25 protein-coding genes are annotated in these 25,519 nt (G+C 57.0%); 10 read left to right on the top strand and 15 right to left on the bottom strand.

The window, feature by feature from the left end; translation table 11 throughout:
* Nucleotides 1-9 precede the first annotated feature (9 nt).
* From ACZ500_RS25700 to ACZ500_RS25675, 6 genes are all read left to right on the top strand, one after another.
* Nucleotides 10-864, top strand: coding sequence for a branched-chain amino acid ABC transporter permease (locus ACZ500_RS25700; RefSeq protein WP_464230285.1), 855 nt, complete (start codon nt 10-12; stop codon nt 862-864).
* Entirely contained in the window at nt 861-1,820 is a 960-nt protein-coding gene (locus tag ACZ500_RS25695; RefSeq protein ID WP_464230284.1) for a branched-chain amino acid ABC transporter permease, read from the top strand. Before ACZ500_RS25700 ends, ACZ500_RS25695 begins: the two co-directional genes overlap by 4 nt.
* Nucleotides 1,821-1,987: 167 nt before the next feature.
* Nucleotides 1,988-3,238, top strand: coding sequence for an ABC transporter substrate-binding protein (locus ACZ500_RS25690; RefSeq protein ID WP_464230283.1), 1,251 nt, complete (start codon nt 1,988-1,990; stop codon nt 3,236-3,238).
* 303 nt (nt 3,239-3,541) lie between these two features.
* Nucleotides 3,542-4,294: an ABC transporter ATP-binding protein gene (locus ACZ500_RS25685; protein WP_464230282.1), complete on the top strand. Its 753-nt coding sequence runs from the start codon at nt 3,542-3,544 to the stop codon at nt 4,292-4,294.
* On the top strand, nt 4,287-4,997 hold the full coding sequence (locus tag ACZ500_RS25680; RefSeq protein WP_464230281.1) for an ABC transporter ATP-binding protein: 711 nt from the start codon (nt 4,287-4,289) through the stop codon (nt 4,995-4,997). The genes ACZ500_RS25685 and ACZ500_RS25680 overlap by 8 nt, the downstream gene beginning before the upstream one ends.
* Nucleotides 4,998-5,345: 348 nt before the next feature.
* Nucleotides 5,346-5,855, top strand: a complete 510-nt coding sequence (locus ACZ500_RS25675) for a response regulator (protein ID WP_464230280.1) — start codon at nt 5,346-5,348, stop codon at nt 5,853-5,855.
* Between the two features lie 36 nt (nt 5,856-5,891).
* Here ACZ500_RS25675 and ACZ500_RS25670 read toward each other — a convergent pair whose 3' ends face one another.
* The gene (locus ACZ500_RS25670; protein ID WP_464230279.1) at nt 5,892-7,256 is read right to left on the bottom strand and encodes a sigma-54-dependent transcriptional regulator; all 1,365 of its coding nucleotides are present in this window, start codon (nt 7,254-7,256) and stop codon (nt 5,892-5,894) included.
* 4 nt (nt 7,257-7,260) lie between these two features.
* Entirely contained in the window at nt 7,261-8,769 is a 1,509-nt protein-coding gene (locus ACZ500_RS25665; RefSeq protein ID WP_464230278.1) for a two-component system sensor histidine kinase NtrB, read from the bottom strand.
* Nucleotides 8,770-9,233: 464 nt separating this feature from the next.
* Between ACZ500_RS25665 and ACZ500_RS25660 the strand changes: the two genes are divergently transcribed.
* Nucleotides 9,234-10,889 carry a (2,3-dihydroxybenzoyl)adenylate synthase gene (locus ACZ500_RS25660; protein WP_464230277.1) on the top strand — a complete coding sequence of 552 codons (1,656 nt, stop codon included), beginning with the start codon at nt 9,234-9,236 and terminating at the stop codon, nt 10,887-10,889.
* A gap of 58 nt (nt 10,890-10,947) precedes the next feature.
* On the top strand, nt 10,948-11,184 hold the full coding sequence (locus tag ACZ500_RS25655; protein ID WP_464230276.1) for a hypothetical protein: 237 nt from the start codon (nt 10,948-10,950) through the stop codon (nt 11,182-11,184).
* An 85-nt stretch (nt 11,185-11,269) separates the two neighbouring features.
* Here the strand turns inward: ACZ500_RS25655 and ACZ500_RS25650 are convergent, their stop codons facing one another.
* The 13 genes from ACZ500_RS25650 to ACZ500_RS25590 form a co-directional block, all read right to left on the bottom strand.
* Nucleotides 11,270-11,578 carry a hypothetical protein gene (locus ACZ500_RS25650; RefSeq protein ID WP_464230275.1) on the bottom strand — a complete coding sequence of 103 codons (309 nt, stop codon included), beginning with the start codon at nt 11,576-11,578 and terminating at the stop codon, nt 11,270-11,272.
* A gap of 24 nt (nt 11,579-11,602) precedes the next feature.
* Nucleotides 11,603-12,346 (bottom strand): DNA repair protein RecO, encoded by a 744-nt coding sequence (gene recO, locus ACZ500_RS25645; RefSeq protein WP_464230274.1) that lies wholly within the window; start codon nt 12,344-12,346, stop codon nt 11,603-11,605.
* On the bottom strand, nt 12,343-12,588 hold the full coding sequence (locus ACZ500_RS25640; RefSeq protein WP_464230273.1) for a hypothetical protein: 246 nt from the start codon (nt 12,586-12,588) through the stop codon (nt 12,343-12,345). The genes recO and ACZ500_RS25640 overlap by 4 nt, the downstream gene beginning before the upstream one ends.
* A gap of 141 nt (nt 12,589-12,729) precedes the next feature.
* Nucleotides 12,730-14,253 carry an AMP-binding protein gene (locus ACZ500_RS25635; protein ID WP_464230272.1) on the bottom strand — a complete coding sequence of 508 codons (1,524 nt, stop codon included), beginning with the start codon at nt 14,251-14,253 and terminating at the stop codon, nt 12,730-12,732.
* Between the two features lie 74 nt (nt 14,254-14,327).
* Nucleotides 14,328-14,924, bottom strand: coding sequence for an LEA/WHy family protein (locus tag ACZ500_RS25630; protein ID WP_464230270.1), 597 nt, complete (start codon nt 14,922-14,924; stop codon nt 14,328-14,330).
* 96 nt (nt 14,925-15,020) lie between these two features.
* Nucleotides 15,021-15,830: an ABC transporter ATP-binding protein gene (locus ACZ500_RS25625; RefSeq protein WP_464230269.1), complete on the bottom strand. Its 810-nt coding sequence runs from the start codon at nt 15,828-15,830 to the stop codon at nt 15,021-15,023.
* A gap of 76 nt (nt 15,831-15,906) precedes the next feature.
* On the bottom strand, nt 15,907-17,151 hold the full coding sequence (locus ACZ500_RS25620) for an ABC transporter substrate-binding protein (RefSeq protein ID WP_464230268.1): 1,245 nt from the start codon (nt 17,149-17,151) through the stop codon (nt 15,907-15,909).
* 100 nt (nt 17,152-17,251) lie between these two features.
* Nucleotides 17,252-18,352: a branched-chain amino acid ABC transporter permease gene (locus ACZ500_RS25615; protein WP_464230267.1), complete on the bottom strand. Its 1,101-nt coding sequence runs from the start codon at nt 18,350-18,352 to the stop codon at nt 17,252-17,254.
* Nucleotides 18,353-18,446: 94 nt separating this feature from the next.
* Complete coding sequence (locus ACZ500_RS25610; protein ID WP_464230266.1) at nt 18,447-19,331, bottom strand: branched-chain amino acid ABC transporter permease; 885 nt, start codon at nt 19,329-19,331, stop codon at nt 18,447-18,449.
* 8 nt (nt 19,332-19,339) lie between these two features.
* Entirely contained in the window at nt 19,340-21,262 is a 1,923-nt protein-coding gene (locus tag ACZ500_RS25605) for an AMP-binding protein (protein ID WP_464230265.1), read from the bottom strand.
* Nucleotides 21,263-21,269: 7 nt separating this feature from the next.
* A complete protein-coding gene (locus ACZ500_RS25600; RefSeq protein ID WP_464230264.1) occupies nt 21,270-22,091 on the bottom strand; it encodes an ABC transporter ATP-binding protein in 822 nt (273 codons plus the stop codon).
* A gap of 222 nt (nt 22,092-22,313) precedes the next feature.
* Complete coding sequence (locus tag ACZ500_RS25595; RefSeq protein ID WP_464230263.1) at nt 22,314-23,483, bottom strand: deoxyguanosinetriphosphate triphosphohydrolase family protein; 1,170 nt, start codon at nt 23,481-23,483, stop codon at nt 22,314-22,316.
* A gap of 25 nt (nt 23,484-23,508) precedes the next feature.
* On the bottom strand, nt 23,509-23,748 hold the full coding sequence (locus tag ACZ500_RS25590; protein ID WP_464230262.1) for a hypothetical protein: 240 nt from the start codon (nt 23,746-23,748) through the stop codon (nt 23,509-23,511).
* Between the two features lie 721 nt (nt 23,749-24,469).
* Here ACZ500_RS25590 and rpsB point away from each other — a divergent pair.
* Both rpsB and ACZ500_RS25580 read left to right on the top strand, forming a co-directional pair.
* Nucleotides 24,470-25,309 carry a 30S ribosomal protein S2 gene (gene rpsB / locus ACZ500_RS25585; RefSeq protein WP_464230261.1) on the top strand — a complete coding sequence of 280 codons (840 nt, stop codon included), beginning with the start codon at nt 24,470-24,472 and terminating at the stop codon, nt 25,307-25,309.
* Nucleotides 25,310-25,363: 54 nt separating this feature from the next.
* Nucleotides 25,364-25,513, top strand: coding sequence for a hypothetical protein (locus ACZ500_RS25580; RefSeq protein ID WP_464230260.1), 150 nt, complete (start codon nt 25,364-25,366; stop codon nt 25,511-25,513).
* Nucleotides 25,514-25,519: the final 6 nt, after the last annotated feature.

Below are 25,519 nucleotides of genomic sequence, written 5' to 3'. Positions count from 1 at the left end.
GGAGTTTTTATGGATTTCTGGATTATACAGGCCTTGAACGCCCTGTCCTTCGGGATGCTGCTGTTTCTCCTCTGTGCCGGCCTGTCGGTGATATTCGGACTCATGAATATCCTGAACCTGGCCCACGGATCCTGTTATCTTCTGGGCGCCCATACCGCGCTCAGCGCCATCAATGCCACCGGAAATTTCTTCGTGGGGATTCTCGCCGGCATAACGGCTGCAGCTGCTACCGGCTTTTTCCTGCAGAAATTCCTGCTGCAGAGGATCTACGGAAAACGCCTGCTGCAGGTTCTTCTCACGATGGGTTGCATGTTCATCATCGGGGATATCAGCATCATCCTTTGGGGCGCCGATCCAATGACCCTTCCCAAGCCGGCCTTTCTGAGGGGGTCCCTGGTGGCCGGTTCCATCATTTTTCCCTATTACCGGCTCTTTGTCATCGGGGTCGGGCTCTTTTTCGGGGTCCTGCTGTGGTTCCTGCAGGAAAAGACCAAGTGGGGCGCCATCCTCCGGGCGTCCGTCGACGACGAGAAGATGGCCCGCGCCGTCGGGATCAAGGTTCCGACCCTCTTTACGATCGTCTTCATCATCGGAACCGCTCTGACCGGTCTGAGCGGGGTCCTGGGCGGTCCCTTCATCGGGGTCTACCCGGGCGTGGACCTGGAGGTTCTGCTCTTTGCGGTGGTCGTGATCATCGTCGGGGGGTTGGGCAGCATGAAGGGGGCCTTTCTGGGGAGTCTGATCGTCGCCTTTCTCGACAATTTCGGAAAGGCCCTGTTCCCCGAGCTTGCCATGTTCACCATCTTCGCGCCCATGGCCATCATCCTGGCGCTCAAACCGACGGGTCTGTGGGGTAAATCATGATGCGGAAATCTCAGCTTCCCGCCCTGGTGTTTGGAGCGGTCCTGGCGCTTGCCGTGGTTCCCCTGGTCCTGCCTGAATATTACGTGGGTCTGGTCGCCAGGGCGCTGATCCTCTCGATCCTCGCGACCTCCGTCAGCCTGATGCTCGGCCACCTGGGCCTGGCCTCCGTCGGCCACGGCGTATTTTTCGGGATCGCATCCTACACAGTGGCCATTTTCACCCGTCATATAGCCGACAGCGCCTGGCTGGCAAGCGTGGGGGCACTCGTGGTCGTAACCGGTGCAGCCGCCGTTTTCGGGCTGCTCACCACGCGCACCAAGGACATCTTCTTCCTGATGATCATGCTCGCCATCTGCCAGGTCCTTTACGGCATCGCATTCAGTTGGCGATCCGTAACCGGCGGGGATGACGGGCTGCCGGGAATTCTGACGCGGCAGATGGCGCCCTGGCTCGACCTCAGGGATACGAGCGCATTCTATCTCTTCGTACTCGTCATATTCCTGCTGACCGTCAGCGCCTACTGGGTCCTGATCAACTCCCCTTTCGGCCTGACCCTGCGCGGGATCCGGGACAGCGAAAGCAGAATGAAGGCCCTCGGATTCAACGTCTGGCTGTATAAGTACCTTGCCTTCATCATCTCCGGGTTCATCGGAGGCATCTCGGGCGTTCTGAACGCCTATTACGATCTGACGCCGAACCCCGTGAACTTCGGCGTGATCCTCTCCTCGACCGCCCTCCTGATGGTGATTTTGGGCGGTCCCGGGACCCTGGCCGGCCCGATCCTGGGGGCGCTGGTGATCGTCTTTCTCCAGGACTTCGTCAGCGGCATCACCGATCGATGGCTCATGGTGCTCGGCCTGGTCTATGTCCTGGTCGTCCTGCTCCTCCCGGAAGGCATCCTGGGCGCACTGAACCGGATGCTGCGACCCCGCGCCGAGCCGAAACAAGAGGAATGACCTGTCTTGTCGGCCTGCCATCCAGATGAGACGGACTTCATGGATCCACCTTCCGGGCACGGCCTTTGCCGAATCAGAAACAGGCGCTGTCCCGGAAGAAAACGTGTTTTCGTTGGCTGATCCCAAACATTGACAAACCTTTTTGAAGAACACGGAGGGGATTCGAGATGAAAAAGCGATGTTTCCATACAGGGATGGGCGTTATCTTTTTTTGTCTTTTATCGGTCGTTTGTCTTTTCGCCATGGGGCAACGGGAAAGCGCAGCCGCAGAACCGGTCAAGATCGGCTACACCATCTCCCTCTCGGGCGTCTATACGGCCCTCGGGATCGACATGCGGGACGGGCTCAACCTCTACATGGAGGAGATCGGTCATCAGGCCGGAGGCCGCAAGATCGAGGTGCTGGTCGAAGATATCGGCAGCAACCAGGTCAGCCAGGCCATGGACATGGCGCGCAAGCTCGTCCAGAAAAACAACATCGATATCCTGGCAGGGGTTGTCGGAACCGGATCGGCCTACGCACTGGCCGAATTCGTCCAGAAATACAACATCCCGTTCGTCATATCGAATGCCGGCGCAGATGATCTGACCCAGCGAAAATCCAACCCGCTCATCGTGCGGCCGGCCTTTGTCAACAGCGGCGGCTCGCATCCCCTTGGGGTCTGGGCCTATGAAAACGGTTACCGCAAGGCGGTCGCCATGGGAGCCGATTACGCCGCCGGCTATGAACATGTCGGCGGCATCTGCAGAACCTTCACCCAGATGGGCGGGAAGATCGTCCAGGAGATCTGGCCGCCCCTTGGAACAAAGGATTATGCACCCTATCTGGCCAAAATATCAAAGGAAGCGGATGTCGTCATGGTCTTCTTCGCCGGGGCCGATTCCCTGCGGTTCGTCAAACAGTTTGCAGAGTACGGCCTCGACCAGAGGGTAGCCCTGATCGGGAAAGGCTACCTCGTGGACGACAATATCCTACCCAAGCAGGGGGCATCCGCCAAAGGCATCGTTACCGAATCGCACTGGTGCTACCTGTTGGACACCCCTGAGAACGATCGATTCAAGAAGTCCTTCACGGCCAAATACGGACATAAGCCCACATTGTATGCCGAACAAGGCTACGTCACGGGCATGTTGATCGCGGAGGCACTCAACAAGACCAACGGGGAAATCAAGGGCCCCGAATTCGTCCGCATCATGCGCTCACTCGAATTGAAGGCGCCGCGGGGGACGGTGAAATTCGATGAATATGGAGCAACCATCCAGAACAGCTACATCCGTAAAGTGGAAGAGGTCGACGGGGAATGGCAGAGCGTTCCGATCAAGACATTCCCTATGGTCAACCAGTTCTGGACCTGGACGGGCCAAGATTACATGAAGATGACGCCCTATCTCGATATGAAGGGGAAATGGGCCCAGTAATCACACAGGGGCCTCCGGCCTGCACCGCACCGTGGTATCGATCGCTTCGGGCATACCGGGTCAGCGGTGCGGCGGGCCCGCCCGAGCAAACAGACCTGCAGGTTGCTTCTACCGGGGCCGGGGATGAAATCCCTTCTCGTGTGAAGCGTCGAGAAAGGCCGGAACCAGAGGCACCCTCGCAGGGCGCAGGTGAAAACGGCTCCTCCCGTGGTGCAGCATTCGCCGAGGAGACCGAGACATTTATTGCGTATGCTTTATGCGACCGAAGAACGCCAACCCATCTCGGAGCAATCTGGAGCGGCCGTGAATGCATTGGAAGTAAACAGGATCAGCGTCAACTTCGGTGGGGTCAAGGTCCTCTACGATTGCTCCTTCTCGGTCGATATCGGCGAAAAGCGGGCGATCATCGGGCCCAACGGGGCGGGCAAGACGACGCTGTTCAACATCATCAGCGGAGTCATCAAGCCGACCGGCGGCGATATCCGCCTTTTCGGTCAGGAGATCACTGCCTATCCCGCCCACCGGCGAGCAGCCTTAGGCCTTGCAAGGACCTTTCAGATAACGAATCTCTTTCCGAACCTGACGGTCCTTGAAAATGTCTTTATGGGCGTTCAGGCGCTGACTCCCACCAAATACCTGTTCTATCGACGAACGTCATCCTGCAAAAAGATGCTCGAAGACGCCGAATCACAATTGAAGGACTGGGACATCTGGGACAAGAAGGATCAGCAGGTGAGAAATCTTTCACACGGCGAACAGAGGCAGCTCGAGATCATCCTGGCGCTTTCAGGCAAGCCGAAGGTCGTCCTGCTCGACGAGCCCACCCAGGGGTTGTCCCCCGCAGAGACGGCGCTGGTGGTCCCTATGATCAATCGGATCGATCCCTCCACGACGATTCTCTTTATCGAGCACGACATGGACGTGGCCTTCAAGATAGCGGACAGGATATCCGTTTTATATCAGGGAAGAATTCTGGTCGAAGGAACGGAGTCACAGATCCGCGGCAATCGGGAAGTAGCGGAAGTCTATTTGGGTATGGGTGACCATCATGCTTGAAGTCCTTGATCTGCATACCTACTATGGGGACAGCTACATCCTGCAAGGCGTCTCCATCCGGGTCCCGAAGGGGAACATCGTCGCTGTGCTCGGCCGCAACGGCGTGGGGAAAACCACGCTCATCCATTCGATCGTCGCCTTCGTCAAACCGAGAAAGGGCAGCATCCTGCTCGAAGGCGCCGAACTGATGGGGAAAACGACGCATGAGATCATGCGCTCCGGCATAGCCCTGGTGCCGCAAGGCAGACGGGTCTTCCCGTCTCTGAGTGTCCTCGAAAATCTCGTTGTCCCCTTCCGGTGCAGCTACCGGGACGAAACGGCGATCAGGCCCATGGCCATGGATGAGGTCTTCGAAATCTTCCCGGTTTTAAGAAGCCGCCAGGGCCAGAAGGCGCGCTTTCTGAGCGGCGGGGAGCAGCAGATGCTGGCCATGGCGCGGGCGCTTGTCAGCGGGCCCAAGATCCTCCTCATGGACGAGCCGTCGGAAGGACTGGCCCCGTTGATCGTCCAGGAGATCAGCGACGTCATCTCCAGACTTCGTGAACAGAAAATGGGAATTGTCCTGGTCGAACAAAATTTTCAGATGGCTACCCGTCTGGCCGACAACGTCTACGTCATGAGCCGCGGAAATATCGTCCATGAATCGAGCCCGCAGCAGCTTGTCGTAAACGAGGAGATCAAATCCCGGTATCTGGGAATGTAAAACGGTACCATCGAGAAGGCGGGGCTTTTTTCAAACCCAAAATGGGGATATCGAGTTCGAAAGCTTCCGGTGTCCGCAAATTTTTCCTATGGACCGGACACCGAAGCCGGTAGTATGAATATAAGTATAAGCTCCATCCGGAACTCGCCTTTTCGGCCAATCTCGGCGTCGATCTGCGCGTTTGCTGGTGCGGCGACCTACAGACCGTATCATTGCAACCGTTCGATTTCCTTGATATTGCCAGAAATCCTCGCCTCCGGATTGAAAGCTTGGTCACACTGGATAAGCCTTTCCGGATGAATGGCAGAATGGTTGTTTCAATGACAGGACAAGAGGGAACACATCACAATGAAGGACAGGAATATACTGAAAGACAAGGTAATCCTAGCCGTCGACGATGAGCCGGACGTCCTCGAAACCATCGAGGAAATCTTGAGCATGTGCATCGTTTACAAGGCGCGCGATTTTGACACTGCCACACAATATCTTCTCAACTACACTTACGACATCGTGATACTGGACATTATGGGCGTCAACGGTTTCGAGCTTCTCAGGACCTCCGTCTCCATGGGATTTCCAACGGTAATGCTGACGGCCCATGCCCTTACGCCCGAAGCCCTGAAGAAGGCCATCAAGCTCGGCGCCGTGTCCTTTCTGCCCAAAGAAAAGATGCGGGAACTACCTGATTTCCTCGAAGATGTCGTCCTCGGGAAAAAGGAGTCCGTCTGGTCGAAACTGTTCTCTGGACTAGGCACCTATTTCAACAGCCGATTTGGGCCCGACTGGCGTGAAAAAGACCAGTTTTTCAAGGACTTCCAAGCAGCCTTGAAAAAGTCGGAGGAAAAGGGGGGTTCATAGGACTGATGTCTGAAGGCGTCAGGAAATCAGGCTCTCTCAGACCTGGCTGCAACCATATTGCTTCAGCTTGCTTCTCAACGTCGGCCGGCTGATTCCAAGCGTCCGGCAGACCTGTCCGAGGTGCCCCCGTTTTGCGTCGAGCACACGAAGGATGTGCTCCTTTTCAACCTCCGCCAACGTCTTCTCAACAGTCCCCTTTCCGGGGGAATATCGGTCAAGATCCTTAGTGGCGTTGACGATATCTTCGGTGTCCAGCACGGAGGACTTGGTCAGAACCGCCGCTTTGGTCAGGCTGTTTTCAAGCTGCCGGACATTGCCCGGCCAGGAGTAGTTTTCGAGTTCCTGCACCGCTCCATCTGTCAACGTCTTAACGGGAATCCTCAGCTTCCGCCCGATCTTTTCGAGAAGGCAGGAGGCCAGAAGCGGAATATCCGAGCGGCGGTCCCGGAGCGGCGGCATGTGGATCGTCACCACCTGCAGACGATAAAAAAGGTCAGTCCGCATCCGCCCCTCCGATGCCATCTGATCCAGATTCCGATTGGTTGCGGCGATGATGCGGGCTTCCGAATGCATCAGCCCGCTGCCGCCTACCCGGGTATATTCCTTTTCGTGCAGAAATCTGAGAAGCTTGCTCTGGAGCCGCAGCGGCAGCTCGCCGATCTCGTCAAAGAAAATCGTCCCCTCCCCGGCCAATTCGAGCGTCCCTTTGCGGGTCATTTCCGCTCCGGTGAAGGCGCCCTTTTCATATCCAAACAGCTGACTTTCGGTCAGCGTATCCACCAGCGTGGAGCAATCGACCACCATAAAGGGCTGGTTCCGGTAGGCCCCCTGGTAGTGAATCGCCCGTGCAACCAGTTCCTTCCCCGTACCGCTTTCGCCCTGGATGAGCACCGTGACCCTGGAATCGGACACCATCGCGATCTTCTTGAAAATATCCTTCATGGCCTGGCTTTTCCCGACGATATAGGGCGACTCTTCATAAAAAGCAGCCCGCCCGGCCGGTTCGGCCGGGGGCTTCACCTTAGCCCCCTGGGCCTGGCTTACATTGCTGAAGCGGTTGAGGGCCGTTTCCAGTTCGTCGATATCGATCGGCTTGTGAATGAAATCGAAGGCGCCGAGCTTGATGCACCGGATCGTATTATCCATATCCTGAAAGGCCGTCACGACAATCACCTGCGTCGCGGGCATCTCCTGCCGCAGCTGTTCCAATATCGTCTGCCCATCCATATCCGGAAGCCGCAGGTCCAGTATCACCAGGGAAGGACGCAGGGCGCGCGCCTTTTTCAACCCTTCCTGCCCCCTCGAGGCGGTTGTAACCTCCCACCCCCGCAGCTCGAAAAAGATCCTCATGGATTTGAGGAGCGAATCCTGATCATCGATAATCAGCACACGGGTGTCCACGAATTCACCTCGCCGGGAAACTCAGGTAAAAGCTCATTCCGCGCATCCGGTTCAGCTTGACCCGCACCGTACCGCCATGCGCCTCGACAATCCTTTTGACGTTATGCAGCCCCAGTCCGGTCCCCATCGCCTTCTGACTGAACATGGGGTCGAAGAGATAGGGCAGGATTTCCCTGGGAACCCCGGGGCCCTGATCCGATATCGAGATTTCCACCCACGGATCCGCCCCCTTGCTGAAGGGCCGGGCGAAGATCGCCACCTTGCCGCCCGAAGGCTGGGCTTCGACAGCATTGAAAAGCAGGTTGACCAGCGCCTGCTCCATCCGATGGGGATCCGCAAGGATACCTTCAGCCCCCCGTTTCAACCGGATGGACGCCTTTACCCGGTTGTTGGTGAGGCGCTGCCGCATACTGTTGAGGCAGTGATCGAGCAAAGTCCTGAGGTCGACCGGCTGGGGCGATAGCCTCAGCGGAAAGCTGATATCCATCATCTCCTGCAGACTCCGTTCAATCTGCACGACTTCATCGAGGCTGGCCTGCAGAAGACCGAATTGTTCCGGCTCGGGAGCGGCCCGAGACAGGAGCTGCAGGTTGATCCGCACGGTGGAAAGAGGGTTTCTCACTTCATGGGCCAGAGAGGCCGCCTGTTGCGCCAAGGCCTTCAGTTTTTCCGCCTCCCGTGTCTTCTTCTCCAGTTCGACGCGCTCGCCGATATCCCGGCAGATGCCGATATTGGCCGTCTCGTGTCCGAATATCGTCCGTTTGGCCATAATCTCGGTCGGCAGCTTTCGGCCGTCCCTGCAAAGACGCAGGTATTCGATCCTGGCCGGCACATGGGTCTGGCCCTGGCTCAGTTCGTATACCCTTCGGATCTTCTCTTTATGTTCATCCGCAATGAAATCGAGATAACTCTCCTGGAGCACGTCTGTCACCTCGCATCCGTGCATCTCGGCGAACATCCGGTTCGCAAAAACGATGTGGCCGTCCATCAGAACAAAAAAGCCCTCGTTGATATCCTCTACGAGCGTTTTATATTTCTGGCGGGATTCAGCCAGTTCGTGGGTGCGGGTCTTTATCTCAGTCTCGAGGATCTGGGTGTGGTTGCGCAGAAAATTCTCATGGATGCCTTGGAAAAATTCAGAGAAATGCGTGATAGTGAAGATCATGCATTCCTGGAGTTTCATCATCAACGCTTCCAATTTCGGCGGATCGATCTCTTCAAACAGGAGCGGAATGAGCGTCTGACGATAATATTCGAAAGCCATCTGGACGTCTGAGACTTTGAAGCCTTCGCTGAACCGTTTCTTGGCAATATGGGTAATAAACTCCTTCAGATCGGCCCAATCATCCTCGATCATGACCCGACGAAAGGCAAGCGCTGCATAGTTCATCAATCTGCGGAGATCCTGGGGCGGCTCCCTGTGGTAACGCGTGGAGGGATTGTTGTGGAGCATGTCAAACCATAAAGACACGATCTCTTCGTGCCGCTCATGGAAAAATTGCCTTGCATCCATTGAAGCACCTGACAGATGGGTTACAGGGCGAGAAGATATGTTCCGCCTTGATTTGAAAGTCTATATCGAATAGGCCCGGCCTGCAAGCTGCATCGGTCGGGGTTGCAATTTTTTTTCAATCTCACCTGAAAATATTCTACAAAAAATTCGGCCATATTCCGACAACACGCTGATATGCCAATAAAAAAATCTGGCATATCTCTTGCTGACTGATCTTTGTGGAAATACGTCCCGATCTGCCATGCTGAATGGATTTCATCCCTGAAACATACCCCAGCCCCGGGTGTAAATCCAACCGGCCGGTCGACGACCGGAGGCGCCTCGAACTTGGATTCCAGTGTACGAACACGCAAACGCCTTCAACCATGCGCAGGCTGTTCCTCGCTCGGAGTCCACCTGTCACTCAGGTCCGGGCGACGCCATCAACCGGTCACTCAAGAAAACTTCATCAAAGGAGAGAGGAAATGGAAGGTTTTGTTCCCTGGCCCCCGGAATTTGCCCGTCGTTATCGCCAGGAGGGATACTGGCTGGATAAGACCATCACGGAAATCCTGGAGGAAAGCTTCGAGCGTTTCGCCTCGAATCCCCTCCTGATCGCGGCGCAAAGCGGCCGCGTCTACTCCTATGAAGAATGCGGCCGCCTGGTGACACGGCTCGCGCTGCACCTCAAATCCCTTGGGCTCGAGCTTTATGACAGGGTGATTTTGCAACTTCCGAACCAACCCGAGGTACTCCTCACGTACCTGGCAATCCTCAAGGCCGGTGGCATCCCCATCATGGCCCTTCCACCGCATCAGGAGGCTGAAATCGGATTTTTTGCAAAACTGGCGGAGGCGAGGGCACTGGTCATCCCCGCCGTATTCCGCAAGGCCGACAAACAGCAGATGGCTGAAAATATCCTGAAAGAAGCCCCCTCACTCGATATTGTGCTGGTGGGCGGCGGCACCCCTCGACAGGGCTTCCATTCCCTGGACGCACTGCTGGCCGACCCCATCGAAGAGCGGACCGTAGACCGGGCCTTCCCCAGGCCGGATCCCGACCTGCCGGCGGTGCTGCAGCTCTCAGGTGGAACGACAGGGATACCGAAGCTCATCCCGAGGACACACAATGACTATATTTACAATTTCCTCTGCAACGCCCAAGTCTGTGCGCTCGATCAGCGCACCGTACTGCTGCTGGCGATTCCCCAGCAGCACAATTTCGCACTCGCCTGCCCCGGATTCATGGGGATCGCCTCGGCCGGCGGCTGCGAGGTCCTGAGCGACGCACCCTCCCCCGACGCGGCCCTGGGAATGATCGAGACATATCAGGTGACCCATTGGATCGCGGTGCCGGCCATGATCATCGCGGTCCTCAACCACCCGGACCGAAGCCGCTACAATCTCAAATCTTTGAAAATCATCCTGACGGGGGGATCGAAACTCAATCCCGAGGTAGCGCTCCGGGTTCGGCCGGAGCTGGGCTGCGACGTTCAGCAGGTCCTCGGAATGGCAGAAGGGCCTCTTTACTGGACACGGCTGGACGATCCCGACGAGGTACGTTTCGGGACCCAGGGCCGGCCGCAGTCCCCCGGCGACGATCTCAAGATCGTGGATCCCTCTACGGGAGAAGAAGTCAGACCAGGCGAGATGGGAGAACTCTGGTGCCGCGGCCCTCATACGATTCGCGGCTATTACCGGGTGCCGGAATACAACGCGAAGGCATTCAGTCCGGACGGATTCTACAAATCCGGGGATCTGGTGCGGCTCGATCCGAGCGGCAATGTCATCGTCGAGGGGAGGTTGAAAGACTGCATCAATCGAGGAGGGGAAAAGATCAGCGCCGAAGAAATCGAGAACCACATCCTGGCCCATCCTTCGGTGGACATCTGCGCTTGTGTCGCCATGCCCGACCCGGTTCTGGGCGAACGTGTCTGCGTGTTTGTCGTGCCCAAGCCCGGACAGGAGCTGACCCTTGCGGAGCTGAATCGCTTTCTCCTGGAAGAACGCAGGATCGCCAAGTTCAAATTGCCCGAGCGGCTCGAACTCGTCGACGCCCTTCCCTTGACCAATGTCGGCAAGGTGAATAAGGTCGCTCTCCGAAACACGATAGCCGAACAAATTGACAAAGAAGGGGCCTAACCCACCAGCAATCAAGCTTCTTGAGAATCGGGCTGCGGCAACGTGTAAACAAATGGATATGACTACGGATTCAAACCACGAAGACGTCCTGCTGGCCGAAACCGCCAAGGAAGGGGTAACCATCCAGCTGATTGAACGGAGAACCGTCGGCTGCCTTCTGCGTTGGCTTACAGCCGACGGCACCCCTATCCGGGAAAGCGGCGTTCTTTGCTCCGACACCGCCGGTCTGCTGGAGGCGCGTGACCTCTTTCCGGAATGTTTGCCTTGGGGCGGCATCGCCGTCGACAGCAGTTAGAGTGTCCATCCTGAAATGCCCGGTACAAGCCAGTTTCCAATCGGGAAATGAGCATTTTTTCTTCACACGCTTCGCGTGCTCAGTCCTACCGCTCCGCGGCGGGACTCGGTTTGCCAATATCAAGGAAATCCAGCGTTTGCGCGGAGGCGACCTGTAGGTCGCCGCACAAGCAAACGTGCAGATTGACGCCGAGATTGGGCAAAAAGACCATTTCCGGATGGAAACCATAACAGTTTCCATCCGGAAAAGAGCATCCGGCGCGGCAAAGTTTCCAATCCGGAAATGAGGATTTTTGGCCAATATCAAGGAAATCCAGCGTTTGCGCGGAGGCGACCTGTAGGTCGCCGCACAAGCAAACGTGCAGATTGACGCCGAGATTGGGCAAAAAGACCATTTCCGGATGGAAACCAGTTAGCGGTTACAGCCACGCCAGGCTCTTCGGTCGCCGCCCCAGACGGTAGTCCATGTGGCGGCGGTTGACGCGTTCGATTGTCCGCACGATCTCCCGCGACAGGGCCATCTGTTCGAAAAGGTCCCATTCCAGGCTTTGAAGGCGGCCGAGGGCTTGAACCCCAAGGGGGTCGAGGCCCGGGTTGAACGCCGACTCAGCCCCGCATCGCAGACACACAATGCCGCCTTTCTCCGGCAGGAAGGCCACCCTGCCGCGCCCCTCATAGATGCGCCCGCAGGAGCCGCATCTTCCGAGATCGATGGCATAGCCTCCGACCGACATGGCTGCGGCCTCGAAAAAGATCTGCACCTGATCCGGCTCCGTCGTCTCCTCCAGAAGCTTGAACGTCCTGAGCAAAAGGCTGAATAGAGAAGGATCCGCGGCCTGCGGGGGAGAGAGCATCTCGACCACTTCCACCATATAACCGGCTCGGACAAGGGTATTCCAATCCCGCCTGAGACCGTCAAAGGCATCCAAAAGTCGACAGGATAGAAGCGTATGAAGCTCCCCGCCTCTGCGATCCTCAGCATACTCCATGCGGCTCAGGCAGAAGAGATCGAGACAGTTCGGGAACCGCTTCCGGCTGCGGCGGGCGGCCCGTGCGACACCCTTCAGACACCCCCGCTCCGCAGTAAAGAAGGTCACCAGGAGGTCGGCCTCGCCGAAGTCCTTGATGCGCATAATAATGGCCGGAGAAATGCTGGTCTTCATTTTGTACCGGGGACAGGTTGGCGACGTTCCTTATATTTGATGTCCATCCGGAAAAAAGCATCGGGCACAACAAAGTCTCCAACCCGCAAATGAGGATTTTTCTTCACCGCATCGCCGCTCGGTCCCGCCGCTCCGCGGCGGGTCCCGGTTTGGCCAATATCAGGGATATCAAGCGTTTGCGCGGAGGCGACCTGGTGGTCGCCGCACAAGCAGACGTGCAGATTGACTCCGAAATTGGGCAAAAAGACCTTTTCCGGATGGAAGCTGTTTACCCATTTGCTGTGCATCTGTAGAAATGGCAGGTCTATCCCCACTGGCAAAAAAGGTCCTGCACAACGGCGCAGGACCTCCATCTTTCACTGAATGGGTAATCGAATCCGCCTCTATACTTTACCACCATAGAGCGTTTTGACTTTTGCCCTATCGGGGTTTCCATCCTCCAGCAAAGGCATGACATCGACAAACTCGACATACTGCGGTTTCTTGTAGCGGGCGATGCGTTTCCCGACAAAATCGATCAACGCCTCGGCGCTGAGGGTTTCTCCCTCCTTCAGCTCGCAGACCGCCTTGATGCCTTCCTTCCACTTGGGGTCCGGGACCCCGAAGACAACGGTTAGCTGAACGGCGGGATGCTCCAGGATCGCCTTTTCGACCTCCGCAGGGTAAACGTTCTCGCCGCCCGGCTTGATGAGTTCCTTTTCGGCCTTCCGGCCCGCGTACCAGAGGAACCCTTCCTCGTCGAAGCGCCCCAAGTCGCCCGTGTGGTGCCAACCGTCCCTGAACACATAGCGGTTGTCCTCGGGCAGATTCCAGTAGCCCCTGAACACCATGGGGCCCTTCATCGTAATCTCGCCCACCTGACCGACAGGGACCGGCCGGTCATATTCATCGACCAACCGCACCTGTGCGAGAGGCAGCATCCTGCCTGCCGAACCGGGGCGCTCGTCATAGGCGGAGAAGGTCGCCACGCAGGAGGTCTCCGTCTGACCGTACATGCAGAAGAAGGTGCCGCCGGTCGTCTTCTGGTAGCGTTCGATCGTCTCAGGAGATTCCAAGCCCACCACCGATTTCAGGGAGGAGATATCCTGCCCAGTCTTTTCGTGGGTATCCAGGATGGAAGCGAGAATCGGCGCAAAATCGAACATGAACGTGATGCGCTTTTCCGCAATCAGATCTACCGCCTTCACGGCATCGAATTTGCTCATGTTCACATTGAGCGCACCGGCATGGAAGATCGCGGTGGCCATGTGAAGCCCCCCGACATGGAAGAGCGGCAGGAGATTCAGGTGGACGTCCGTGCTGTTCAACCCGCAGAAATAATCGAAATGCATATCGGAGCAAAGCAGGTTACCGTGGCTCAACAGCGCGCCGCGCGGGCGCCCGGCCACCGCCGCCGTGTGGATGATCACAAAACCGTCGTCCGAGGCAACGTCCGGCGGTTCGAATGTGCCGTCGCCCGACACGAGGGACTGTATGGACTCGAAACGCCCGCCGCCCGGCTCCAGGTTGAAAAAGCGCTCCACAGACGGGAGGCGGCCTCGGATCTCTTCGACCAGCCCCTGAAATTCAGAGCCTGTGAAAAGCAGACGCGGCGTGCAGTCATTGAGGTTATATTCGATTTCGGGTGCGGACAAACGCCAGTTGATGGGCAGGACAATAGCCCCGAGCGCCGCCGCCGCACCATACAGAACGAAATACTCCAGACAGTTCTTTCCGAGAATGCCGATGCGATCTTCCTTCCGGATGCCGAACGCCTGAAGCCCCTGAGCCAGTCGATCCACCTTCCCCTTGTATTCCAAAAAGGTCAAGGACCGCGAATCATCCACCTCGAACCACGCCACCTTTCGCCCATAGCAAAAGGCATTGCGATTGACGAGGTCGTAAAACGTAAAATCGTACAGTCCCATACGTGTCCTCATTCAAAAAAGGCCCTTTACCGGCCTCGACGCACCACCGGCAAAGGGCCTTCCGATCTCAGGCTTTAGGGATACACGGTTTCGAAAGGAACCACCATGCTCTTGCCGTCAGCCGCAAAGGTAAAGGCACCCTCTTTGACCGAGACGGGCACCGAATAATCCGGCACCCCTTTCCACCATCTCTCCAGGGCATCAAAAGGCGCCCACCCTTTTTCCTTCAGCTTGAAACCTCCGGTCACCATGAGGCTCAACAGGGCCGAGCGGGCCGTGATCATGGTCGTCGCCCGCACGTGGCTGGCCTTTCCAGCCGGGATCCAGATCGTATCCATATTGGCCACTGTGACCAGCTCGAAATCGCTGTCGAAGGCCACGGTAAATTTATAATCGCTCAGCTTGACCGGATAGGGATTCGGGTTGTTGACGCTGAAGAGGAAACTCATCGGCAGAGGAGCGCCACGGTCACCGGCATCCCCTTTCGTGGGGGCAACGGCCGCAGCATAATACCAGTACCCGTCGTACTGGGGCACTTCGAAAAGTTCGAGGGTAATGGTGGGCGCCACCATTTCAGGCATCGCCTGCTGAGTAGCTTGGTGGGCGCACCCAAAGAACAAAAGGCCTGCTGCAAAAACCATCAGAGTGATCAGGATCAGCTTCTTTTGCATCTTATCCTCCCCTCTTCATGTGAGAAGAAAACCGCCGCTGAGCACGTTTCGGCCCATGACCATCTCGCCAGTTTCTCAGGCCACGGCCGTCTGACGTCAACCCAACCAGCGTTTTCTTCGTTTGTAATGTTTCACCTCACGGAAACTCTTTCTGCCACCCTTATCGGTCAATCCAAGGTAGAAGTCCTTGATGTCCTCGTTCTGACTCAGCTTTTCGGCCGTGTCATCCATCACGATCCGGCCGGTTTCCATGACATAGGCGTAAGGCGCCACGTTCAGCGCCAGTTTGGCGTTCTGTTCGACCAGCAGGATCGAGATCTTCTCTTCCTGATTGAGCTCAGTGACGATATTGAAGATCTCATGGATCAGCATCGGGGCAAGCCCCATGGAAGGCTCGTCCAGGAGCACCAGCTTCGGCTCCGTCATCAGGGCTCTGCCGACAACGGTCATCTGCTGTTCTCCGCCGCTGACAAAACCGGCGGTTTCGTTCCGCTTCTGCCGCAACCGTGGAAAGTAGTGGTAGACCAGTTCGAGCTTGTCCTTGACCGACCCGGTCTTCCGCAAGTGGGCCCCGACCTTCAGGTTCTCCTCCACGGTGAGGTGCTCGAAGACCTTTCGCCCCTCGATGACCTGGACGATGCCCATCTTGGCGATCTTGGCGGCGTGCTCATGGTGGATCATCTGCCCTTCGAACTCGATGCCTCCATCGGTCACCTCACCGTCTTCAACTTTGAGGAGCCCCGAAACGGCCTTCAACGTAGTGCTCTTTCCGGCCCCATTCGCCCCAAGGAGGGCAACGATGCCCGCCTTCGGAACCTCGATGGAAACCCCTTTCAGGACAAGGATAACCTCGTGGTATTTCACCTCAATGTTCTTGATCTTCAAAATGGCTTCAGGCGTCTCCAAGATCCCTACCTCCCAGGGTGTTGACAGATTCTCTGCACACAGCCTCGCTATCCGGCAGGGCTACCGGCGCAGGCACCTACCAGCCCAGCCACTCCTTCTCCCATTTATCCGGCCACCGCTCCTTCAGATCCACACGCTCGACCACCTGGAATTTGCCGTCTTTGTATTCCTGAATGAGGCAGCCGGTGGTCGGACGGTGATCCGTCGCCGTATAGGTAACCGGCGCGGCGGCGAGCCCGATCTCGAAATTCTGCATAGTCTCGAAGCCCTTGACCATCATACCGACCCCTGTCAACTGGCCGGCATCATCGGCTCGCTTCATGGCCTCGACGGTGATCATGGCATCGCACCAGGCCTGGATGGTCCTGTTGAGCCGCTTGTTCTGGGGAACGCTCGGGTTGAACTTCTTGGCGGCGGCCACAACGATATCCATGTTCTTGGATTCCTGGCCGTAAAACGCACACGGCGTCGCGCCCATCACGCCCTCGGCGGCCTCACCGGCCAGCCGCGGCAGGTTCTCGTCCATCCCCCAGTTGTTGACGATCCAGTCGGCTCCCAACCCGAGGGAATAAGCGTCACGGATGGTCGCGGAAACGGACATCGTGGTGTTCCCATGCCAAACGACATCCGGGGCGAAGGACTTGAGCGCCATGATCTGGCTCTTGGTATCCAGGGCAAAAAGGGACACGTCCTGATCGTCGCCGATCTCGAACCCCAGCAGGGTGGCCTGGTCCTTGATCGCCTTGATGGGTGCGCTGCAATAGGGGGATGCAAACATGTAGGTGCAGGCGAAACGCGGCTTCCTCTTGCCGTAATCGGCCTTTTGCGGCCAGCGCTTGTCGAACCAGGCCGTCAAGGCCGCCCGGGCATTCGTGGAGTAATCGGAGGAGAAGAAGATGTTGTAGCGGGATTTGGCCGGATCGGTCAAATGGGCGGAATAGGAAGCCGAGATATAAGGGATCTCGTCCTTGTTGACCGTCGGCGAAAGGGCTTCCGTATCGCCGGTGCCCCAACCCATGATCGCCAAAACGCCCAACCGCTTCAGGAGCTTATACTTGGTGATGGCTTCGGGGATCCGGTATCCGTAGTCAAACCAGGTATACTTGATCTCCTTCCCGTTGATCCCACCCTTTTCATTGAAATACTTGAAGGCTTCATCCATACCGATGGCGTAATCCTTCCCGACGTCAGAGGTTCCGCCGGTGGTGTCCATGATCCCGCCCAGTTTGATATTATCGGCCAAGCCAACGCCGGAAAATCCGAACACCCATCCGACACACACTGCAACGGCCAGCAGCTTCAGGAAAAATCCTTTCTTCATGATCTCTTCCCCCTTCTCTAGTAAAAGGATAAAACAATGGCCCATGCAATCCAACGCAGCTCCAGCGGCAACCAGAAACCCGTCACCTCCTTTCATCCTGTCAATACGAAAACGGCCAAAGGTTGAAGTAATTCTTGATCTGCCACCATCGATAAGCCAGACCATTCGGCTCATAAATCAGGAAGGCGCAAATAGCCAGTCCGAAAGCCGCATCCTTGATATATGCGAAATCGAACAGCAGCTTGGGATAATAGATGGAGAGAGGAATCACCACCGCCTGCAGGAGTTCCATGATGACGACCATGAAGATGGACCCGAAGATCGCCCCGTGGATGGAACCAACGCCCCCGATCAGAATCACCCCGACCAGCCAGAGGGACCAGAACCAGGGGAAATGCTCCGGACTGAGCGCCGCAGTGTTGCTCACCCAGAAGGCGCCGGCGATCCCCGCCATGAAGCCGGCGACGAAGAAGGCAAGCAGTTTGTAGTAGACGATATTGATCCCCATGGCTTCGGCCGCGATGTCGTTGTCACGGATGGCCACCCAGGCCCTGCCCGGTTTGGACCGGAGGAGATTGGCCAGAACGATGACCATCAAGGTCAGCAGCACCGCCATGAGATAGTAGATCTGCCGCTCGTTTTCGATCAGCCACGGCCCGATCTTGATCGTGCCCGGAGGGAGGGAAAAGGCCTGCCCTCGTCCGCCGATCTGGCTGACATACTGCGTCAGGATGAAATCCACCGTGACGAACTGCGCCGCCATGGTCGTCAGAATCAGATAGAACCCCTTCACCTTGGCTGAAGGCAGACCGAAAAGCACGCTCCAAAGCCCCGCTGCAACACCCGCCGCCAGAATGGAGACGGGGTAAGCCACGCCCCAGTCGAGCAGGAATTGAGGCCAAGGGAACTGCAGGATCAGAAGCGTGCTCGTATAGGCGCCCACCGCGATGAATGCGGCGTGCCCAAGCGTGATAAGGCCGGCAAACCCGATCAGGAGTTGTACCCCGAGGGCCCCCATCGCCGTATAACCCACCATGGTCGCCACACTCATCCAGTACTCGGGAATCAGCCACGGGATCACCACGAATATCGTCAGCAGCAGCAGGATCATCTTGCCTTTGATGAAGCTCGACTGCCACCATCCCTGATCTTCAGCGTAGCTCTGATGGTAGTCCCCGCATGGCAACCAGACGCTTGACATAATGCCTCCCTTTCACATGGTGTTTTCGCTGAAACGCATTCTCGTCCGTACGCGCGACGGCAGCCTGGACCGCTCGGCCTCGATCCGCAGCGGCTCAGACCCGCTCGATCCTTTCCCAGCCCCAAAGCCCATAGGGCTTGAACAGGAGAAACACCGCCATGAAGGCGAAGGGTACGATCTCCTTTACGCCGCCGGGGAAATATTCGTCGAGATAGGTCCCGGCAAAGTTCTGGAGGAGCCCGATGACGATGCCGCCGACGATCGCCCCCGGCACCGAATTCAGGCCGCCGAGTACAACGGCCGGTAGAACCAGCAGACCCAGATACCCCACCGACATGTTGATCCCGTTGATATTTCCGAGCAGCGCCCCTCCCACTCCGGCGCTCATGAAGGCGATGGCCCAAGCCGCAGCATAAACGAACCGTGCACTCACGCCGAGAGAGAGCGCGGCGGTCTCGTCATCGGCTGTAGCCTGCATCGACAGACCCCATCGGGTGTATTTGAAAAAGGCCACGAAAACGATCAACAGCACAATGGCCAGGATGAACGACCAGAGATAAACCGGCGAGACCTTTAGAAACCCGATGGTTATGGGCTTGATCGAAAAAACGGGCGGGGTGAAAACGCGGGTATCCGTGCCCCATGTGAACTGCACCAGGCCTTTGAAAAAAAAGGACAATCCCACCGTTACCATAATGACAGCCAGGATCGGCTCCCCAATGAGCTTATCGAGGAAGATCCGCTCCGTCAGGATTCCAAGGATGATTCCCACCATGAGCGTCAGGATGACAGCCAGGACAAATGGAATCCCAAGATTATAAAAGGTCAATGAGACGTAAGCGCCAATGATCGTCAGTTCTCCCATCGCCAGATTGAGGACGCCCGAACACTTGTAGATCAACACCCAACCCAGGGCCACCAGGGCATAAATCCCTCCGACCATGACTCCGGTCGTCAACGTCATCAAAAAAAGTTCCATACCTCCTCCTAAAGGCTGATCTTTTGGATGCGCAGATCCGTTTTGATGCGCTGTTCCCTGCCGTCCTCGTAAGTAATGGTCGTATCCATATGAATGACCTCGTCATCGGAATAAAGACCGCCGACGATGTCTCTGTAACGATTTTCGACAAACGCCCGCTTGAGCTTGCTCGTACGCGTCAACTCCTCGTCGTCGGCATCGAAGGCCTTATAGAGGTTCACGAATTTGTGAATCTTCGCCGGACCGGGGAGGTCTTTGTTGGACTCCTCGATCTGCTTCTGCACGAGATCATAGACCTCCGGCTTCTGGGAAAGCTCCGTATAGCTCGTATAGTTGAGCTTGCGCTCATCGGCCCATTTCCCCACCACGGCGTAATCGATGCACATGACGGCCGTCACATAGGGGCGTTTGTCCCCGATCACCCATGCCTCCTGGATGAAGGGGCTGAATTTGAGCCGTGTCTCGAGATACTGCGGCGAGAAGGGGCGCCCGTCGTTGAGCGTCATGACATCCTTGGAACGGTCGAAGACCACGAGATGCCCGTCCTCGTCGATGAACCCGCGGTCGCCCGAGTAGAGCCAACCGTCCACCAGTGTCTTCCGCGTAGCCTCATCGTTCTTGTAATACCCCAGAAAAACGGAAGGACTGCGCGAGAGGATCTCACCCTCCTCCGTAATCCGCACCTCGGTATCCGGTATCGGGGTCCCCACCGTATCGAACTTGATGTCGCCGTCACGGTGCACGATCGAGATGCCGGCGATCTCCGTCTGACCGTAGATCTGCTTCAGATTGACACCCAGGGCGTGAAAGAACCGGAAGTGATCGGGCCCCATGGCCGCGCCGCCCGTATAGGCGTGCCGCAGACGCGACATCCCCAGGTGGTCTTTCAGCTTTTTCTGCATGGCGACATAGGCGATCCCCTGCAAAAGCTTGAAATACCAGGGTACAGGCTCCTTCTCGAAGTGCATATTGGCGACCTTGTAGCCCACCTTGGTCGCGAATTCGTAAATCTTGCGCTTGATCCACGCCGAATCGATGTACTTGACCTGCACCTTGCGGGTCATCCCTTCATAAAGGCGCGGCGGCGCAAACATGACGTGCGGCCCGATCTCGCGGATGTTTTCCTGGGCAGTTTCAGGCTCCTCGGGGAAATTGATCGTAAACCCCACCTGAAGACCGCACGAAATCGACATCATCTGCTCACCGATCCATGCGAACGGGAGATAGGACACGAAGTCGTCCGTGTCGTAGCAGGGGTCGACCGACATGAGATTCTGCCCCATGGTCAACATGTTCCAGTGGGAAAGCAGCGCCCCTTTGGGGAGCGCGGTCGTCCCCGAGGTATAAAAAAGGAGGCACACATCGTCGCCGTGTCCCTCCTCTATGAGCTTCTCGAACAATCCTGGGTCCTCTTTGTCCAGTTGTCGACCCAGTTCCTGGACCCGGGGGATGCTCATCAGAAAATCCTGGTCGTAACTGCGCATCCCCTTCGGATCGTCCCACAGCACCCAGCGCAGCTTCGGACAGGCATCCTTGATGGCCAGAGCCTTGTCGACCTCCTCCTGCGTCTCCCCGACGAAGAACGTGGCATCCGAATGATCGATGATGTATTTCACCTCTTCCATCATACAATCCTGGAAGAGCCAAACCGCGATTCCACCCGCGCAGAGCGCCGCCATCTCCGCCCAGAGGCCTTCAGGCCGGTTGTCGCCTATCATCGCGACCTTGTCGCCGCGTTTCAGTCCCAGCTTCACCATGCCGAGGCTGAGATACTTCACATTGTCGTAATAATCCTGCCATGTGAAAGGCAGCCAGATGCCGAACTCCTTTTCCCGCATGGCCACCTTGCCGGTGCCGTAGCGTCTGCATTGGCTCGAGAAGAGCTTGGGGATAGTCAGGTTCTTGGTTATTTCTATCCCGGTTCCATTCATATCTCCTCTACCTCCGTGTGGAATACAGGTCCTCTTCACCCAGATATGCCTTCACAACTTCGGGATTCTTCTGCACCTGTTCAGGCGGACCGTCCATGATCTGATTGCCGAAGTTCAACACGAATACATTGTGGGAGATGTCCATCACGACCCCCATATCGTGCTCCACCAGGATGCAGGTGATCTTCCAGCGCTTTTCTTCGTTGATATCCAGGATGAAGCGGGCCATGTCCTCCACCTCTTCGAGATTCAGACCCGCCAGGGGTTCGTCCAGCAGGAGCAGTTCCGGGTTGAGCGCCAGGGCCCTGCCCAGCTCCACCCGCTTCTGCAGACCGTAGGGAAGCATATGAACGGTTTTGTCGCGAATGCTTTCGATTTCGAGCAGATCGATGATTTCTTCTTCGATAAATCTCCTGTTTTCCAGTTCCTCCCGCTTTGTCTTGCCGACATAGAACGAACCGCTGAGGATGCCCGATTTCATATGGATGTGGCGGCCGAGGCGGATATTGTCGAGGACGGTCATCCCCCCGAAAAGTTCGATCTTCTGAAACGTGCGCGAGAGCCCCAGGGTAGCGCGCTGATGGGGCTTGAGATCGTTGATCCGTTCACCTTTCAGGTAGATGCTCCCCTTCTGAGGGTGATACAGGCCGTTGATGCAATTCATCATCACCGTCTTGCCGGCCCCGTTCGGGCCGATGATCGAGTGAATCTCGCCCTTCTTCACCTCCAGGTTGACACCTGCCAATGCAGCGACCTTGCCAAAGTACATGTGAACGTCTTCGAGCTTCAAAAGGGTATCGCCTTCCCTGAGCTCCCCAACTTGAACCATGTCGCCCGGCCTCCGTATTTGAAAAGAAGTTGCAAAGTAACGCAAAGAAGTGAGGAAAAGATGGTTGGATGGAACGGGATCGATCAACGCCAGCAATGCGCTTTTACTCTTACTCGTTTGGTCCTTTCTTGTCAACCCTGTTTGATAAAAAGAAATTTTTCACAAAAAAACCAAAACCACGGCAACCCCGCTGGAAGAAGTATATTTTAACGCATAAATCACTCAGAAAACACCCATTCTTACCTCCGGGAAAAAGTTTTTCCTGCATTGGGCCAAAAAATACTCATCGGTCATGCCCGCAAGAAAGTCGCGTACCATGCCGGCCGCAGGCGTATTTTCCCGATAGCCGGGCGACATCCCTTCCAGATAGGCGCGTTGGATCTCCGAGGCTTCGTTGCCCTCTTCCAGATCCTGCAGGTACCGGTCGAACATCAACTCGAACATGATCTTGATCTTCGGCGTCTGATCCTTGACCAGCCGGTTCCGATAGATGGCCTCATGGTTGAACGTCTTCAGACGCTGCAGGGCCTCCCCCACCTCATCGCTGAAACGGATGAAAGGCAGATCGAGGCTGTGCGCCGCCAGGTCCTCGACCAGGGTGTAGACAATGGTTCCGTTGGTATTCCCGAGAACGCGCACACAGTCGGAAGGGAGGTCATCCCGCCGGATCAAACCGAGCCGGATGGCATCCTCGATATCCCGGCCGATGTAGCTGATGGTATCCGCAAGACGCACGACGCAGCCCTCCAGGGTCATCGGCCAGATATCGCGCTTCGGATCCATGCGTTTCAGGCGCATCTCTTCGTCCAGACGCTCGAAGCTCCTGCCCGTCACCGGTTCGAGCGCGCTGGTGTGCAGCTCGCCATTGTGGCAGAAGATGCCGTCCAGGACCTGGAGGGTGAGATTCCACCCTCGGCCCTTCCGCTCGATGTCCTGCAAAAAGCGGACACTCTGCAGGCTGTGCTGAAAAGAGCCGATGCCGTGCGCTTCGCAGAGGGCGGAGAGAAAGGCCTCCCCATCGTGACCAAAAGGGGTGTGCCCGATGTCGTGGCCAAGTGCGATAGCCTCGATCAGGTCCTCGTTCAAACGGAGTAAACGCCCGATCGTGCGCGCGATCTTCGAAACCAGCTGGACATGCAGCACGCGGTGGGTGATATGATCGTTCTTGACGAGATAAAAGACCTGGGTCTTGTCGATATAGCGCGAATAGGCCAGCGAATGAAGGATCCGATCCGTGTCGACCGAAAAATACTGGCGGTGCCCGCCCAGGGTATCTTCATCGGGCCGCCTCCTCACCGCCTCGGAGCTCAGGCAGGCCCACGGCGAAAAACGGTCCTTCTCAGCCTCGTCCAAGGCCATGCGAATACCCAGCAAACGCTCGTTCGACCTCAAAAACCTCTCCCTCTCACCAAACCATTCAGCGCTTGACAGCCTTCCGCAACTCCTCAAAAACCCGCCTCCCACGCTTCCTCACGACCTCGTGGGCATTGGCCGCAACCTCTCCCGCCCGCTCTCGCAGCGATGGTCCCTCAGGAACCTGCTTTCCATCCTTTTCGTATCGCCAGCGCAGCAACCGCTCCGTCAGATCGATCTCCTTTTCCTTCAAGGCATCCTTGAAAGCCGTCCTCAGATCCTTCTCGCCCCTATCCGTTGCCATGAGCGCTGTCCCCCTTCGCTTTCCGCCTTTGAACACCGTGCGGCGACGCCTTGGTGAGCCATCTTTCCGGCCCCTCCCGCCCTCGGTCCTCGCGGCTCCATAAAACCAACAACACCTGACCCGGCTTTCTCCGTAGACCCAGATCCCCTCTTCAGCCCGGGAGGGACCTCGGCCCTCCACCTGGGCGGCGCACGCACGTCTACGCGCGAGGCGGGTATGCCCTGATCATCACCAAGCGCACTGAATGCCAAGCGCAAATCCACAGGAGACCGTAACCGACCCTCATTGGACGGACGCCCTGTCCACCCGGACGACTTTTTTTCTTGCCGATATAACCATTTTCTGTTAGGTAATATCGTTTATAATTTTGGTTGCCCTGGAGTTCGATCGTTTTCCACGCTCAAGCCCCCAGGGGGAGAAGCCAGCAGCAACAGACGCAGCACCTGCGCGGCGGCCCGAAGGGTGTACGGATGGCAGTCTATGCCTGCCCGCCACCGCACGCAGCCGCTCCCCGGATAGAAACGGATCGGAGGCATAAAGACCGGATCCAGCCGACGGCGAGTATAGCAGGTTGCCTCTTCGGACTCAAGCTTCTCCAGCGGAAATCACACGTCCGGGATATTGCCCGGTGCCCTGCATCATCGGGGGTCAAGACATTCCGGACCGGGAACCAACCGTGGCAGGGAGACCGTTCAGGGTCTCCACAAGAAGGAGGCGTTTTATGGCTATCGTCAACATGAAGGAACTGCTGGAAGCCGGTGTACACTTCGGACATCAGACCAGGCGCTGGAACCCGAAGATGAAACCCTATATCTTCGGGGCGCGTAACGGGATCCACATCATCGATCTGCAGAAAACCGTCCGACTCTTCAAGACGACCTACGAATTCATTACGAGGACCGTGGCCGAGGGCTATTCCGTCCTTTACGTCGGGACCAAGAAGCAGGCCCATGACTCCGTTATCGAAGAAAGCGAACGATGCGGGATGTTCTGCATTGTCAACCGGTGGCTCGGCGGCACGTTGACCAATTTCCAGACGATCACGAAGAGCATCGCGCGGCTGAAAGAATTGGAAGCGATGAAGCGGGACGGGTCCATCAACCGTTACACGAAGAAAGAGGTCCTCCAGATGGAGAAGGAGCTGGCCAAACTCGAGAAAAACCTCGGCGGCATCAAAGACATGGACGATCTGCCGGGCGCCGTTTTCATCGTGGATCCCAAGAAGGAACGGATCGCAGTCAAGGAGGCCCGCAAACTGGGCATCCCCGTGGTCGCCATCGCCGACACGAACTGTGACCCCGATGAGATCGACTTCATCATCCCGGGCAACGACGACGCTATCCGAGCCATCCGGCTGATCTGCTCGAAAATTGCGGATGCCTGCATCGAAGGGCACCGGATCGCCGAGGAGCGTCTGAAGGCCGAGGCCGAAATGCAGAAGAGCGAAGAGGGGACAGCCGAAGAAGCGGAAAAACCGGAAAGCGAAGCAGGGCCCGAGGTGATCGTCATCCCGAAGCGGGAAGATGCATCGGCGACCGAGCCCCCTGCGGCAGCGGAATAGGTGAACCGCCGGCCTGTCGGCACCTCACAATTCTTAAATAGTTTCCATCCGGAAATGGTCTTTTTGGCCAATCTCGGCGTCAATCTGCACGTTTGCTTGTGCGGCGACCACCAGATCGCCTCCGCACAAACGCTTGATTTCCTTGATATTGGCCAAACCGGGACCCGCCGCGAAGCGGTGGGACTGAGCACCCGAAGGGTGTGAAGAAAC

This window comes from Desulfatiglans parachlorophenolica, assembly GCF_055394735.1.
The sequence above is the reverse complement of the archived record's forward strand: the minus strand, read 5'-3'. Positions and strand labels throughout refer to the sequence as shown.